The following is a 16,053-nucleotide window of genomic DNA, read 5'->3' as shown; positions in this document are numbered from 1 at the left end:
ATTAAAAAATAGGACTATAGTTTAAAGCAGTTCCTCTTAGTAAACTTAAATTCTTTGCTGCTATATCTATAGCATTCATTCCATCAGCAGTAAATTTGTACGCACCATTTAGTACACTATTTGGAACTCTTACTTTCATTATTGTATTCGGAATACCATCAAGACCGAAATTATATTTCCCAAATTGAACTGCTTCTTTCAGTGTAGGAGCAAAAAGTTTAGACTCATATCCACCTTCTAAAACTCTGAAACCAAAATTAGCGACATCATCTGCTTCAGCAGCTGAAACAGCCCTAAAAATTGTACTGAAGCCTCCTCCTGACTCTGCCAAGCCTGCTAAAAAACCAGCATTTCTTCCAGCTTGTCCTGCAAGATAAGCGGCTCCAATTTCTCCCCCCGCAATACCGCCGGCAGCAAGTCCAGCAACTATTTCCGATGTAACTTCTGTTGCTTTAAGAGCCGGCAGCATTCCTCCTAACGCACCTTGAAAAGCACTCCATTTTGAACCTGCAGGTGTTTTATCGCTCATATCAGAGCCTGTATAATTCCAGCTTTTATCAGGGTTTAGGGTTATGTCATAACCTCCTTTTGTTTCGTACTGAACTGATTTACCAAGATAGGTTTCACCTGTTTTCGTGGTTGACTGTGAAGTGGCTTTTTCGTCCCAGTACGGCTTTTTATTCTTACCCATCACCCAATCTGTACCTTCCATTCCATCGGGATCCACAAACCTAATCGGGTTATTGAATACAAAAGTGTAAGGAGAATACCGCCTCATCTTCTCCGCCAACGGATCCACCATATTCCACCTACCAATCACCGGGTCATAGAACCTAGCACCGTAATCATACTGTCCTAACTCCTCCTGCAGCTCCTTACCGTTGTAAAGATATTTATTTGTTCCGCCACTCGCAACTTTTCTCAGCCCAAACGCATAGTAGTCGTCACGCTGCAGCACTTCCAATAGGTTTGTATTAGGATTTTTATAGAAAGTAGCCCGCACATTGCCCAGATGATCGCCCAGATTGTATTCATAACTGTAAGTTCCATTACTGTTCCTCACAATCCCTTCTTCAGTATGGATAATATCGATAGTATTACCGTCCGGCTTGTATTCTATACCATCGATATAGTTCCTCACGGACCCATTGCTGTTCTTTACCAGCTTATTTCCTGTTGCATCATAAGTATAGGACAGGTTGACAGGCATATCTGTTGTCCTTATTGCCGTAACAGGAAGGTTAAGGTAATTGTAGGTCAAACTAATTTTACTCAGTCCATCCTTTGTAGCATTGCCGTTGGCATCGTACTCATAGTCCTGTACCGTTAAACCACTTACGCTCTGCAGCCTGTTGCTGTTCCCCGAATTTTCATAATTATATATTTTGGCTCCATTACCATCCCGGTTAAGGCCCGCAATGTTCCCCATTACATCATAGCTCAATACTTCACTCATCGATACCCCAGCCACTGTAGCAGCTGTTCCCAGCCTGTTCAGTTTATCATAACCATAGTTGAAGATGTTTGCCGTCGGGCTAGCCGTATTCGTCCAGTCCCAGTACTGTTTGGTAATGTTACCGTTATAGCCCTGTCCAATACCATCTTCATAATCGAGCTTCATACTGAACTGATCGGATATACTGTTCTTCATCCAGCCACGTTCGTTATAGGCAAAGGTAGTCGACTGGGTATCGTTATGCAGGTTTTTCTTATGTAACTGGCCGATCTCGTTGTACTCCAGATGGCTCAATACCACCTCTCCCTGGTTGTTAATTTCTTCGAAAGTAGCCAGTTTGCGGCCCATATGGTCGTACTGGTAACGGTTGGCAATTGTGGTTTCCACAGCGCCTACCGTGTGGGTACGTTTGCTCTTTTCCAGACTACCATCGAAATTCCAGTTGTTATCTACCACATCGGTACCGTTCAGGTGGTTGGTACTTTTGCTCTGCACCACACGCCCTTCAAGGTCGTAATAATTTACCGTCAGCAGCATCGTTCCGCTACCCAGGTTCTTCACCTTCGTGCCTGTCAGCAGGCCTTTCGTGCGTGCGGCAGGAGCCTGTTCACCCGAAGGCGGGCCAAAGCTATTAAAGCTATTGTCCATGAAGTCGTAGTCATCGTAATAATTTACCGTCAGCACATCGCCACCACTCTGTGGAAAGGACTTTGAGTCATAATCTGTACCGTTGCGGGTCTCCCATAGCGAGATGGAAACATCACCATTTGCAATCTGCTGTGCCTGGTTGTCCAGTCCGGTCTGAAGGGCATCCTTCGCTCCACGCTGGGGAACAGCTCCGTTGTTGGCCGAAGTGCCAGCCTGTACGTAAATCCCCGTAGCTACAATCCTGCCAAATGCATCATATTTACTGTAAAGCCATTCCTGTGGGCTTTTACCACGCTGGACGGCATCCTGGCTCAGCACCACCTGATCTAACTTATTGTATACCATAAATTCCCAGCCCTTGCCCGGGATCTTTTTCTCCACCAACCTTTTACGACCATCATAACGGTAACCGTAAATAAGCTGATCGAAAACAGGTAGCGTTTCATCAAAACTGTTCAGTACTGCCTGGCCATTTTCATTTACTGCAGGTGGGAGTACGTAACGCAGGTTGCCCAGGTCGTCATACACATAATAGGTAGATAGACTTTTAGTATTGTTCTCCCATACCCGTTTGAGTACCACGTGCCCTTCAAAATCCTTAAACTCCTCAGCAATACCCGCTTTTTGATCGGTTTCTTTCCAGTTTTCGTCCCGGTTGGTGGTCTTGTACAGTTTACCGGGAAGGTAAACACCGGCAGATGCACCATTGCCGGCACTGTTAACGGTCCAAAGCTTAACTTCACCAAGCGCATTTGTTCCGTATTCAATTTTTTGGGTATGCCCCCCGCTGATCTGCCAGGCTTCGCCCGGTGCCCCCTGCTGCTGTACCCGGTTCAAAGGCGAGGCTTCAAATACTGTTTCAGCAAATGGATAGGCAGTAGCCTTTACACCAGCGGTTGGACTGCCATAAAAGGCCAGCTGATCGGCTAGGGCAGCTGATCGGAAGTTTCCTGTTGTGCCCGTCTGCGCGGCATAAGGCTGGTATTTAAACGCTTCACGGCCAAAGGCATCGTAGGTAACCGGCTGCACAATATCCTTAAAACCAGGACTGCCCTGAACCTGAACGGTCTGCAGCGGTCTTCCTAATCCGTCAAAATACTGGATCGTCTGATTTTCCTCACATACATTGCGGCTGTTGTTTAGGGCCGCATCGGTTACAGGTCGTCTAAAACTACGGGTAAGTATATAGTTCTGGTTGGTACTGGGTGTTGAGGAAAGCGGCTGACAGTTCAGGTAACTTATCCCTGTGGTGAAAATCCGTAGCGTACTACCCGCAGGTACGTAAAAACCATCGGTCAATGTCACACTCATTGGTGCGCTGATCTCGTTTTCTCCGTTATAGACCGATACAACCTTTTGGGCGTAAGAGCGGCTGCACAGCAATAGCAATGCTGCCGCACAAAAATATTTTAGATGTTGTTTCATGGAGGCGTTAGTTTTTATAGTGGTAGTCGATCTGTTTTAAAATATTGCCGTTCTGGTCTTTAATGTTTTTTAAGCGTTGGAAGCCATCGTACTCATAAGTAGTAGTCATTCCCTTTTCATCAGTCATACCCGTCATGCCAACTAAGGGTTTGTAGCTGTAACTGGTAATCTGGGCGTTTGGTAATCCACTTCTTAAAGACGCAAGAAAATTAGCTACCTCTGCAGCTGAAGGATTAGAATTACGAAATGCGTTTATATTATTTGTGCCACCCAGCAATGTTTCAATAGTAGAGTATTCTGCATTTTGTATTTTAGCAATTACAAACCGACCATAATAGCTATAAAGATAGCTTGTATTAATTTGTTCTTCTTTTGTTAATTTTATCAAATTATTATTTCCATCATAGCTAAAATCTGCCCTCTTTTCATACCTATTAAGATCTATCGCTGCTCCTGAATACATAGGCACTGAAGATGGCGCTAAGGCAACATTGTTTTTTAGATTATAATAAGCACTTGGAAACATCCCCCCACCAGCTTTGTAAGAAGTAATTTCGGCATCTACAAGCCGGTCTACAATTCCATTATTAAGCATAACCCTTTTTTCAACAACTGGACTAGAAACATAGGCATAGTTTTGGTCATAATCTTTTGGATAGCGGAAAAGGATGCTATACTTTTCTCCATTACTCGTATTAATTTCTTGACGGGTAAGCTTACCATGATTTGGATTATCGTAAAAATACTTATTTTCTACTTTTACATATTTTGTCGTATCAGCTGGATCGTAAACCGTTTCTACACTTTGCTTTAAAAATGGCCAGGAAGAAACCATTGAAAAAAATTCTGACTTAAATACAGGAGCTACAAAACCTACTTGTTGCTGGCTCTGAACAGAGTTAAATCCTACAACATAACGCTCGTTTAATGCAGGATTATTATGTCCTAATACCGTATTATAATCATTTGTAACTTTTTTTACAGGGATATAATTATTAGTAAAAATATCAAACTTATAATCTATAGTCTCTATGGGCAATCCTGCAATCCAATCGTGCGCGTATAACGGAGCAAAAGGAAAATTTGCTTTAGATGAATTGCTCGTTGATTCTGAAAAACGATGCAATGTATATCCTTTTGCCGATTTCGTCTCATTATACTCAATTACATCAGTGTAATAAACGGGACTCCCCTTAATAGAAACCAGTGGCACGCTAGATGACTGAGCCTTAAAATGACATTCAGGGTAATTTGCGGCTACTTGAATAATATTGGAAATATCATAACTGTAATAAATCTCAAATTTATTAACACCAGATGACTCCCCATTTTTCTTTTTATATTCAAAACGCCTTGTATTTGCCAATCCCAGCTCATTGCCAGTAAAGTCTAAAATGGAAGCAATACGTAACCCTCCCGCTAGTACCTCGCTTGATTCATATTCCTGGTAAGACCATTCCAATTTAAAGTTCCCTGGGTAACTGCCAATAGTCTCGAGTTCTACACTATACTGGCCTGGTTGAAGCGTAGTATAAGGATCGCCATCAAGGCTGCTCGTTCCCGTAAAATAAGTAACTACATTCCCTTGTCCATCAAGTATCCTAGCCCTGCAGTTTATTGCCAAACCAGTCTCAGGATCTGTTTGTTGGCCTGATGTAAGCTTAAAATAAGCTTTAAAAGCTGTCAATCCATCAACAACAGTAAATGGTTTGGTAATAACTGTATTGTCTTGTGATAAGGCTGTAACATATCCTATTTTATTTACAATTCCAGATTTTATTGCCCGGTTACTTTCATAATTAAATACTGTACTTCCCCCAGTTGGATAAACTATCTTTTTTAAAATCCCAGCTTGAGTTGCAAATTCAACCGGCTCTCTATTAGCACCAACAGGAAAGTTATTAAATGCATCTGCTGGAAGCAAAGTGGTATTACTTGCTGCATTATAATAGCCCCAATGATCTTGGTTATTAGACAATCTGTTCGGCAAGGATTGTACATCGTAAGAGAATTGATAGGCCGGTTTACCTTCCTCTTGAATAGAAAGTAACCTTAATCGGAAATTATCTTGTGGTTGTGCTGCCCCATCAGAGGTGGTATGGGTATATGAAAATAAATAGCTAATCAGCGGAGAGGTTGATGATGCCTCAAAAACTTTAAGGCTGGTTAGTGCTTTAGCTCCCTGTAAATCAAGCCGATCAAAATTGTAACCTAAGTCAACAATTTCACCATTCGAGCAACTAATAGAAGTCAGCCTAGTATCATGAGAATAAGTATAGCTTTGGCTTACAACATCCTGTTTCTCACAAAATCCCTGAGTTGTAAAATACCGGGTTTCAGAAGGTTGGTTCCAAAACGTGGTGACTGAAGAACTGTCGTAATTAAAATCAACTTGTTCATTATTAACAGTAATAATTCTTGAAAGCAAAAAACTGGTATTTGTCTGATTATTAGTATTCGATACGTCTAGCGCTTTAAATTCATAAATGTTATCGTTTTCATCAGTTACCTTAAAACCTAATGTACTCCCAAGAAATTCAATCTTAATAGGGTCATAGGGAACCGTTACGATCTTCGCTGATCTATCAAAAAAAAATTTTATAGATTTCCCTGGAAGACTTAGAAAAAACATATCAGGCTGGGTATCCACTGTACGAAGATTTACCGATGAATTTAGGAGTATAAATTCAGGATAATTTACATACGTAGGAAAAGCTGCATTTCCAAAGTCAGCGGTAGTATTACTATATCCCTCACTCTGACTTGCAGTTTGTAACCATCCACCTTCCTGGATATCGGGCAATCCATTTACTGAACATGTTATGGCACCACCAGCCGTTAAGCTCCAACCCAAACCTACATTACTGGCAATATCATTTACTTTGTTCCCTGCTGCATGATAACTTACAGCAAGAGGTATCGTTAAACTTTTTAGCTTAATACTGTACAAAGGAATATTAATTTCAGGTACACCTGTAAAAAGCCCCACCGGAATTTGCCCATATCTTCCTAAAGAAGCTGCATTGGGAGATGTGGGCTTTACCTCAAGATCCGGCATATTTATGTTTTGCGATGATTGCCCCATTGCTTGAAAAGCAGAGCATATCATGATTAATTTTAAGATGGTTTTTCTTATCATATTAAAGAGTATTTACTTTCTTCTAAAAAAATTAATGTTTCATTAATCGTTGCAACTGTTCTTTTAATTCGACGTAGCCTTTTTCCAAACCATCTATATTTACTTGCTGCTTTCTGTTTACCTCTTTTTCGTTTTTAAGTTGTTTATCCTTTTCTATCAGGTGCAAGGTGAGTTCCTCGACTTTTTGCAACAGTTTAATATTCAGTTCACCCAGATTCACACCATTGTCTACCATTTCTTTAGCAGTCGGGATTTCAGGCAGGTGTCTGTTGGTTTTTACAAATTTTTCGAGTTCCGCTAACTCCGGAAGTTTATAAGCCGGCTCAAACACAAAATCGGCACCTGCCGTGGTAGAGACTTTAATTTCACGGGCACCAATCGTTCCCGCCACGGTAAGTTTATCCTGTGGGGTAGTGGTGCCAATGCCCACATTACCCAGGGCAGATCCATCAGTTTTAGTCGCCAGTACCGTATTTCCATTTAGTGATTTAATCACATCCAGATCACCACCATCGGCATTGTTACCCACGCCAAAACCATGCTGATATACACCCCTTAGCGCCCAGTTTTGTGCCCCTGTAATTCCTGAAAAACCTAACGAAACGATGCCTGCCACATTTTTATTGGGGAAATTAGCCTGATCCAGAATAGCCCTAATATTTCCATTTACCAAAAGCCTATCATTTGAGGCAGCTGTACCAATCCCCACATTGCCCATCAAAAAGCTGGCTCCGCCGAAATTTGCCGCAAGAGAAACATTAGGCGTTTGTGGACTGTCCCAAACCGAAAAATTAAGGGAGGTACCGCTACCACTGATACGGGTAGCACTATAGCCAGACCACCACATCATACTACTGTCATGCCTGGTACCCCCATCCCCGTCGCTTCCGATTACTACATCAGCAGCATAAGGATTGGCTGCATCAATAAGATTGTTTCCCGTAGTTAGTACTTTAGTTTGCGCAGAAGCAATACTGGCTGAACAAAGCAAGATTGAGAACATTAAAATTTTCATATGATCTGATTGGTTTTAGGTTAAAATTTAAAAGGGTATTGATTTCCAGGCTTCTAACAGATACTGCTAAATTATTTCATCTTTTTATTTAGGGATTTGATGTACGCATCCTGAGCTTCGACTTTCTTATTTAACTCAATGAGATGCAAGGTGAGTTCTTCAACTTTCTGCAACAGTTTGATGTTCAGTTCACCGAGGTTTACACCGCTTTCTACCATTTGCTTAGCGGTCGGGATCTCGGGCAGGTGTCTGTTGGTTTTTACAAATTTCTCGAGTTCTGCTAACGCTGGGAGTTTATAGGCAGGCTCAAACACAAAATCGGCACCTGCCGTAGTAGAGACCTTAATTTCACGGGCACCGATGTTTCCCGCTACGGTGAGCTTTTCGAGCGGGTTAGTTGTACCTATTCCCACGTTCCCATTGCCCATTACCCTTAACAGTTGTTTTTCTTGACTGGCATTATTATAACTATAAAAAGCGAATCCACCCTGAGATCCTGCTCCTTCATTGGCCACAAAATCTGTCTCTCCATGTCCAGCAGCCCTATTCCACCCGATCAGCATTTTTCCTGTACCTACTAAATTTTGATATGCCGCAGGATTTCCGGAAATATCAAGGTTCGCAGCCTGACCACCAAATTTTGCAGTGCCCTGAACATCCAATTTTGCACTAGGTGCATTGGTACCAATACCCACATTGCCCGTAGCGGTAAGATCAGCATCGATATGTAACTTCGAAAAATAGGAGTTGGGTCCGCCTCCATAGGCCAGAGGACTCCGGGAAGAGTTCACCCCTGCACTTTCTAAATACAGTACATTGGAGCCATCAGCCGCCAGCCTAAACTGTGGTCCTCCACTACCATACCTATGAAAGACTAGTGTTGGGGATGAGTTGGTAACCGTTCCCTGATTGTTCACAATTTCTATACTGTTTGTTGTCAGGGCAGCATTGGTCCAGGAATATCCACCGATACTTGAATTCCCATAACTGAACCATGCCTGACCATCTACTCTACTAGTTCCCGCTACATCAAAATTATAGTGCGGAATCCTTCCTATTCCTACCTTTCCATCGTTTTCCATTACGACCTTTTGCCAAGGCTGACTAGCATTGCTATTGGTCTTTCTGAAATAGAGTTCCTGATCAAAAAAACTACCTGCAAACTGCATGGCATAATTATTTTCAATATTGCTATGTCTAACATCGAGCAGATGCCACCAACCATTGGCACCAGCAGGGTAATTAACAGGATTAATTGTTTCAAAAAAGCCTGATACTGCCCCGGCATTTCCCTGAAGGCCAGCGTTGTCCCTGGTTTGGGCCTGAACTTTAGTCATCAGCGGGAAAATATAAAATACTAGGAGTGCAGATAATTTGATGGTATTTTTCATTATTTCAATTTCTTTAAAATTTCCTGAAGGATTTTATCTTGTTTAGCTAGCTTTTCTTCGAGCTTTGTTACCTGTCCGCCCTGAGCGTTGAGCTGTTTGTCTTTCTCGATCAGATGTAGCGTAAGTTCTTCGATCTTTTTCTGTTGCAACTTGATCATTTCACCGACCCCCAGTCCATTTGCTTCAATTTCTTTTGCAGAAGGCATTTCGGGCAGGTGTTTATTTGTTTTAATGTAACTTTCCAATCCTTCCAACGTCCCAACATCATAGCCTTCCTCAAAAACATAATCCGGCCAGTTCTCCATTTCCACCTTGATCTCCCGAGAACGGATATTTCCATTTACCGAAAGTTTTTCTCTAGGGCTAACCGTTCCAATACCGATATTACCATTAGAATTGATCGCCATCGCAGTTAATTTACTGTCTGCTACATCAACATTCCCATGTACATTGAAGTTGAGTCCCATATTCCGTATCCCTGGATAACCCGTTGCTGCTGGGAATCCACCACAACAGATCCAATCCGGTGTTGATTCGATTGAAGCACCAAAATAATTAGGGATAACATCCCTAAATCCGGGGAAGTATATCCCTTTGGTAATATTTGGGCTATTATAATCCCCTAAAGTAATCGACTCGTCTCCACCTGTAATATGCAACCGGCTTAGATTGTTGGATGTTCCAAGTCCAAGGTTACCATTCTTATCTAAAAACATTCTGGATTGTCCTTCAGTAAAAAATCGCAAGCCGGCATATCCCGAAAAATAGGCAAACGGCGCTGGAGTTGGGGGCTCATTATACCATCCTAAACCATAATGAGAAACAGTATTTCCCATAAAGCTGAATGCATCGCCAGAACTATAAGCTAACCCAAACTGATTTAAATTAGCCGGAGTTTGACCATTTGCTGCAGCAGAATAAAATACTAGTGTAATTACCAATATATTCACTAGGTTTTTGATGTTGGTTTTCATTTGAGTGTATATGAATATTAATATTAAATGATTTATTGCTTAGCTGATTTTCAAGCTATTATTAATTCATCACTTGTGATATGCAGCTTGCTCCCCGGCTGGCTGGTCCCTAACCCTAAATAACCATTACCCATCAGATTGAACGCTTCCTGACTCCCATTTGGGACTACCCTCAATGATCCCTCATGATAAAGGCTGAAATATCTTCCCAGATAAGTGCCTCCCATAAAATCATTATCAAAGTTCAGTACCAGTGCGTTTCCTTGACCATGAACAATGGCCCTGCCCCCAGCACCCCTGGACGGAGAAACAAGATTAACATCTGCCGCACCATTAAAGGTAAAAGAAGGTGTCTGGGCATATAATAGCATTACATTAAAAACCAGTAGTATATATTTTTTCATATTGTCATTGTAGGTTAAAAACTTACGACCTCATCCAAACTAAATAAAAGAACTAACCCCGCCTTAGTTTTTTGACAAACGATCAAAATGAAGTGACAAACATGGGTTTTGAAGTGATAATGTAAAAACCGATTTTACCAATTGATTATACTATTGATGTACTGCAGAAAAATGATGGCCATTGAACGCTGGGCGGGAAACAGCTAACAGATCATTTTTCGCTATTGAGCTGAGCATTCAAGATTTAATACAACGGTTTAATATCACCCTCCCCGTAACTATTCCGGAAAATGCCGGCATCTGAAGAAACTTCTTCAACTTTAACGCCGCCAGCATGACAGTTAGGAGAAACATTTAGGTTCGGCCCATTACGGTTATAGCTGTGCACAGTTCCGGCAAGAAAACAGCGATTTTCGCTAATATGTCATCGAACATACACACTAAATCCTTAAACCGACTTTATCTTATTTTTAGCAAAAAAAGAGCCTAAAACGACCGGCCCACCAAAGTAATTGCAAGATTAAGCTTCTTATGTTCATCTTCCTGGAACCCATTTTTCTTCATTGACAGATTCAGCTCCGATAAACGTCCCACGCCTTCGGCCCGGCTCAGGGTATCAAGGAAACGGATAATGTTAAAATAATTTCCCTTCAACGAAAATTGCTTCCTGACCAGGTCTTTTGTGACTTTACCGGTATCTACCGGCAGGCCCTTATCCTCAGGATCAAAACTGATCAGCACATGTTCAGCAACAGCCATACCCGAAACAGACTGCCAGATATGGTTCTCACTGTCCTGCTTCCTGATGCGGTACCCTTTTAGTACATCCTGGTAAAAACTGTTCTTCCGCCGGATCTGAGGCAGCGCACTGTCCGAAAAGCCTTCATCCTTCCCTGCTTTTCTAAGTTCATTATTGGTTATAATGGCCTCTATGGTCTGTTTAAATGAAAAAATATAGGAGAGATAAAGCACGGATACCATCAGGAGGCCCAAACCCAGTCGTTTTTGTCTGTAACCGATCTTTTTGAGCATATTAATAACTGATTAAAATACTGAATGTGTAATTTTCCTGTTCGGGATTATCCTGGTAACGCAACAGTTTAACAGTTTTGACCCATTTTTTTTCCTTTAACAGGAATATCCAATTGTTTACTGCAATCAAATTATCCGTTTCTCCCGAAATATTGATCTGTGGAAGGTGTTTCTGTTTTTCCTGCTCCATAGTATAAACATTATAGGCAATCGATGAAAGCCTCACCTGCCGCGGTCTGCTTTTTCCGATCTCATTGGTTAAAAAACCATAATTGTATCCCCCATTCCAGTTTAGCCGGACCAGTTCCTGTTCGCTCTGTGCGATATTTCTTTGCATCAGTTCAACCTGATCTGCTGTGGCCGAAAGGTGGCCAACCTGCCGGGCAAGTGAAGCGTTTTCTGAATTATAGTGCATGTACGTCAAAAAACTGATTAACAGCATAAAAAAAAGTACCAGCAGAAAAAACATCCCACTTTTCTTCAGTTTCAGCTGTTCAAAATAATTGAAAACCGATTCTTCAACTTTTGGAACCCTGGTCAAAACCTGATCAACCCCGTCATAAAGAAAAAACTGTACAGCTGAGGCATATGCTACCATCTGATTTCCGGGAATATTTCCTATTCTATTGTCATCCGCTTGACTTTCAATTGATGCATAACGGTAATCCAGGAATATTCCATCTTCGTCGACTTTAAATTGGTGGTTACCAAATGCAATTGTATTTCCTTTTGCCTTAAAATGATGCCAGAGATGGAAACTGACCATCCCCCCCAGAGAAAGTGCATACACTTTTATCCCCGCCCGCTCCATCTTTTCCAAAAGATCATCTATGGCCGGTTTTCGAACGATACTGACCAGTGCAGCTTTTTCGGAAACAAATTCCTGGATATAAAAATCTTTTTCCTCAACTGCAGGAAATACCTTGACAAAGAACTGGTTTAGCTGCTGATCGCCAGGTTTCTCTATATTCCGGTGCAATATCCCTTTCCCGCTCAGGGATAGCGAAACCAAGTGATTTCTTGGAAGCTTTTCCAGTACCTGGACCAAGGTCCCCTGAAAATTTTTATGATCAATAGCATCAAGCTTGCCTTTGTTCTTTTTAACCAGCGTATAGCAGCAGTTATAATGGTTATCACCAATGATCTGCAGTTCTACTCCAAGCACAAGGTCAAAAAAATCAAGCAGCATAGTTTAATACAAAATTGTGGGTTTAATAAAAACCAGGGTAACCACCTTATTATTCGATTTTTCCCTGCTGCTGAACAACCATTTTAAGACCGGAATCCGCGATAGGACGGGCACACCTGAGCCAGACTCATTGCTTTCTGTGCGTTCAAGTCCTCCTAAAACGATCATATCTTCGTTTTTAGCCCTGATAATAGAGCTGAACTTACTTGTTGATTTCGGAGGAGGGGCATTCAACGGGGGACTACCGATGAAATCGGAGATATTTACCTTAATATTCAGGGTAACCTGATCATCACCCGACACTACCGGCCTGATATCGATTTCCAGGTTTGCATTCACCTCTGTAAACTGCTCGGTCACTACGGTCTGTGCATTAAGAGAAGGGATTACATTCTGTGTTTTCTGACTATAGTACCTTGAACTCCCAATACTCAGATTCGCAGAATGGCCATTGAGTGTGGAGAGCTTGGGAACAGATCGGATGTCCACATTACTGTTATTTTCCAGGGCACTAAGCTTGACATAAAAATTTGGCGTGACCCGCCCCAGGTTTACCGAACCATTCCGACCCAGTCTGGAGAGGAAATTATTGATCGAATTTGCCCCAAAGGTGTAATCGACCCCCGGGAGTATTGTCCCTCCTGTTTTCACACTGTCCGACACGCCTGCCGAAATACCGGTCTTCACTGACTTTCCCTTTCTGACATCGACAAGCGTGACCTCGATCAGCACCATAGGGACCACCCTGTCGATCTGTTTGATAAAGTTTTCAATCTCCGTTACCTGCGGTGCAGAACCCGAAAGCAGGATGCTGTTCTGTTCTCGGAATTCCTTGATTTCAACTCCTTTCTTCCAATCGTTGGGGATCATCATCTGAACAGTATCCAAAGAGCGGTGCTGCAACTGTACAATCTTGTTAGCCCGCAGCCCTTCCAATTTTCGGTCACCGATTAGATATACGCCATTATCTTTTCTATAAGTATATTCAGTACCCTGAAATAAAGCGCTAAGAAAAGTATCATAATCAATATTGTTCAATCTGGCACTTACATTGCCCTTAACATCCGAATAAATGAAATAATTGGCCCCAACTTCTGTAGAAGCAGATTTTATCAGGTCAAGGATCGGCGTATTCAATGCATCAACGTTCAACATCCGGTTACCCGAAGCATCTTTTTTACCGGAAAGATTGAAATTCCCGCTCCCGCCCCCCGAAGCTGCCCCTGCTTTCATATTTCTTTTGACCGCAGTAGCATTATCGCCGTTCACGTACAGTTCCTCACCCTCACCAAGCGGCTGAAAAACAAACACCCCATCATTGGTACGGTTCATTTTCAGCTCATTTGCATAGGCCATTTTCTCCAATGCCACCTCAAATGGGGCGGCAGCAATAAAGCCTGTTACTTTTTTAGTCAACAGATTGACCGGTACGATTACATTTTTCTGCGAAAGCTGGCTGATTTTCTTGGCCACCAGGCCCAAAGAATCGTTATTGAGTTCAAAGCCCAGATAGTCATTTGAAGCGGTATAGGTCACTCGGATGTCCCTGGGCAAAACAACAGTTTTAGCCGCAGGTACTTTGGAAATCGACATGATCGATCCGATCAGGTTGATGTCCAGATCATATTCCTTTGCAATAAAAAGCAGCACATTTAACGCTGTTTCGTTCCTGAAATTGGTATAGACCTTAAAATTCAACTGTGGGTCGATATTGATGTTCAGGTTATTTGACTGCGCCAGTGCCCTAAGGAATTCCTGCGCAGATGCCCCTGACATAGACAGCTGTACCTGCTGGTTCAAACCCGGTACCGTAACCGAAAGATTGCGCAGCCGCTCATCTATTACCTTTAACCGATCGCCTTGAACGAGGTTCTGGGAAAAGCCTGTTTTGCCGACCATAAGCAGCAGCACCATGATGATCAATAGAAGGGTTATATTTTTGTTTTTCATTTAAATCGCTAGCAGTAATGGATAAATTTCTTCCAGAGAAGTAAGCCCCTGCGCAAATAGCGAAAAGGCATTGGCTGAAAGGGTATTGATATTTTTTTCTTTAAGCAATCCTTCGATTGCCATATTTCCCTGACGGATTTCCTGGGCAAGGTCGGCATCAACCGGAATGACCTCATAAACAGCCTTCCTGCCTTTATACCCTGTGTAAAAACACTGTTCACAGCCATTGGCGAGAAAATGCCCCTCCAATACAAGCGGTGGCTTAAATTGCCTTGGGTATTGTTTTGCTTCAAGGTTCTCCTTCTTTTTACAGTGCGGGCACAACAGCCGGATCAACCGTTGGGCGACTGTGGTATTGAGGGTATTTGCGACCAAAAATCCTGGTATCCCCATATCCATCAATCTTGACACCGTGCCCCATGCAGAGTTGGTATGGATTGTTGAAAGTACCAAGTGACCGGTCAAAGCCGCCCTTATGGCCATATTGGCCGTTTCCGGATCACGGATCTCGCCCACCATGATCACATCGGGATCCTGCCTTAAAAAAGTTCTTAAGGTAGAGGCAAAACCCAGTCCGATACTTTCTTTAAGCTGAACCTGGTTTACCCCTTCCAGCGTATATTCAATGGGGTCCTCTATGGTAAGGATATTCCGGGTACTTTTATTAAGAAGTTTCAGGGTAGCGTACAACGTAGTTGTCTTACCAGAACCCGTGGGGCCACTGATCAGTATAATCCCATTGGGCCGCTGTACCCCCTGCATATAGTTGGACATATCATCTTCTGAGAGTCCCAGCGTACTTAAATCTATATCCGTACTGCTGTTGTTTAACAGGCGGAGTACAATCTTTTCCCCATACAGCGTCGGGAGTACCGATACCCTGATATCGAATGCACTCTGTTTGACCGAGCGGAACTGTATCCTGCCATCCTGGGGAAGCCGTTTTTCCGCAATATCGAGATTGGCCATAATCTTCACCTTATTAACCAGTGAAGGATAATCTTCTTTGGTAATCTGGTACCGCTCTACCATCATCCCATCGATCCTAACCCGTACCCTGGATTTTTTCTCGAAGGTTTCAATATGAATATCACTGCTCTTAAGTCTTTTGGCCTCCTCGATCAGCACATTCAAAAAATCATCGCTCGCCGAGATTGCCGACAGGGTCTTTTCATTTCCCGCCCCTTCCCTGGAAACATCCCCCAGATAATGTTTGGACAAAAGCCTGCTGATCTCTTCTTCACCGATCCCGACCAGTTCAACAGCTTTACCGGTAATGACCTCCAGTTCTTCCCGGAGCAGATCTTTGTCTACAGCAGCGCCGCAATACAGGCTTAGCTGATCATGATCACCTGAAATAGGAAAAATACGGTACTGCATGGCAATATCCTTGGCGACCAGGTTGATATTATCTACTTTCAGCTCCATTT

At 42.5% G+C, this 16,053-nt stretch carries 10 protein-coding genes; all 10 read right to left on the bottom strand.

Annotation, left to right across the window (positions count from 1 at the left end; translation table 11 throughout):
- Nucleotide 1: 1 nt before the first annotated feature.
- Nucleotides 2-3,529 carry a DUF6443 domain-containing protein gene (locus tag AC07VK_RS23870; protein ID WP_494939840.1) on the bottom strand — a complete coding sequence of 1,176 codons (3,528 nt, stop codon included), beginning with the start codon at nucleotides 3,527-3,529 and terminating at the stop codon, nucleotides 2-4.
- Between the two features lie 7 nt (nucleotides 3,530-3,536).
- Nucleotides 3,537-6,587 carry a hypothetical protein gene (locus AC07VK_RS23865; RefSeq protein ID WP_493053058.1) on the bottom strand — a complete coding sequence of 1,017 codons (3,051 nt, stop codon included), beginning with the start codon at nucleotides 6,585-6,587 and terminating at the stop codon, nucleotides 3,537-3,539.
- Between the two features lie 112 nt (nucleotides 6,588-6,699).
- Complete coding sequence (locus AC07VK_RS23860; protein ID WP_492963627.1) at nucleotides 6,700-7,683, bottom strand: hypothetical protein; 984 nt, start codon at nucleotides 7,681-7,683, stop codon at nucleotides 6,700-6,702.
- Nucleotides 7,684-7,754: 71 nt separating this feature from the next.
- Nucleotides 7,755-9,074 carry a hypothetical protein gene (locus tag AC07VK_RS23855; protein WP_492963625.1) on the bottom strand — a complete coding sequence of 440 codons (1,320 nt, stop codon included), beginning with the start codon at nucleotides 9,072-9,074 and terminating at the stop codon, nucleotides 7,755-7,757.
- Entirely contained in the window at nucleotides 9,074-10,048 is a 975-nt protein-coding gene (locus AC07VK_RS23850) for a hypothetical protein (RefSeq protein WP_492963623.1), read from the bottom strand. Before AC07VK_RS23850 ends, AC07VK_RS23855 begins: the two co-directional genes overlap by 1 nt.
- A 50-nt stretch (nucleotides 10,049-10,098) precedes the next feature.
- The gene (locus AC07VK_RS23845) at nucleotides 10,099-10,452 is read right to left on the bottom strand and encodes a hypothetical protein (RefSeq protein ID WP_492963621.1); all 354 of its coding nucleotides are present in this window, start codon (nucleotides 10,450-10,452) and stop codon (nucleotides 10,099-10,101) included.
- Between the two features lie 486 nt (nucleotides 10,453-10,938).
- On the bottom strand, nucleotides 10,939-11,484 hold the full coding sequence (locus AC07VK_RS23840) for a hypothetical protein (protein WP_492963619.1): 546 nt from the start codon (nucleotides 11,482-11,484) through the stop codon (nucleotides 10,939-10,941).
- A 1-nt stretch (nucleotide 11,485) separates the two neighbouring features.
- Nucleotides 11,486-12,673 (bottom strand): hypothetical protein, encoded by a 1,188-nt coding sequence (locus tag AC07VK_RS23835; RefSeq protein WP_492963617.1) that lies wholly within the window; start codon nucleotides 12,671-12,673, stop codon nucleotides 11,486-11,488.
- Nucleotides 12,674-12,676: 3 nt separating this feature from the next.
- Nucleotides 12,677-14,623, bottom strand: coding sequence for a type II secretion system protein GspD (locus AC07VK_RS23830; RefSeq protein ID WP_492963615.1), 1,947 nt, complete (start codon nucleotides 14,621-14,623; stop codon nucleotides 12,677-12,679).
- Entirely contained in the window at nucleotides 14,624-16,051 is a 1,428-nt protein-coding gene (locus AC07VK_RS23825; protein ID WP_492963613.1) for a GspE/PulE family protein, read from the bottom strand.
- Between the last annotated feature and the right edge of the window lie 2 nt (nucleotides 16,052-16,053).

This window comes from Pedobacter sp. GW821-FHT01D05 (genome assembly GCF_059422505.1).
Note: the sequence above shows the minus strand (reverse complement) of the source record. Positions and strands in the feature narration are given on the sequence as shown.

Excerpts from the sequence above, each read along its gene's own strand:
- AC07VK_RS23845 (WP_492963621.1), bottom strand. The coding sequence starts at position 10,452 with ATGAAAAAATATATACTACTGGTTTTTAATGTAATGCTATTATATGCC.
- AC07VK_RS23825 (WP_492963613.1), bottom strand. The coding sequence starts at position 16,051 with ATGGAGCTGAAAGTAGATAATATCAACCTGGTCGCCAAGGATATTGCC.
- AC07VK_RS23840 (WP_492963619.1), bottom strand. The coding sequence starts at position 11,484 with ATGCTCAAAAAGATCGGTTACAGACAAAAACGACTGGGTTTGGGCCTC.
- AC07VK_RS23855 (WP_492963625.1), bottom strand. The coding sequence starts at position 9,074 with ATGAAAAATACCATCAAATTATCTGCACTCCTAGTATTTTATATTTTC.
- AC07VK_RS23870 (WP_494939840.1), bottom strand. The coding sequence starts at position 3,529 with ATGAAACAACATCTAAAATATTTTTGTGCGGCAGCATTGCTATTGCTG.
- AC07VK_RS23830 (WP_492963615.1), bottom strand. The coding sequence starts at position 14,623 with ATGAAAAACAAAAATATAACCCTTCTATTGATCATCATGGTGCTGCTG.
- AC07VK_RS23850 (WP_492963623.1), bottom strand. The coding sequence starts at position 10,048 with ATGAAAACCAACATCAAAAACCTAGTGAATATATTGGTAATTACACTA.
- AC07VK_RS23835 (WP_492963617.1), bottom strand. The coding sequence starts at position 12,673 with ATGCTGCTTGATTTTTTTGACCTTGTGCTTGGAGTAGAACTGCAGATC.
- AC07VK_RS23860 (WP_492963627.1), bottom strand. The coding sequence starts at position 7,683 with ATGAAAATTTTAATGTTCTCAATCTTGCTTTGTTCAGCCAGTATTGCT.
- AC07VK_RS23865 (WP_493053058.1), bottom strand. The coding sequence starts at position 6,587 with ATGCCGGATCTTGAGGTAAAGCCCACATCTCCCAATGCAGCTTCTTTA.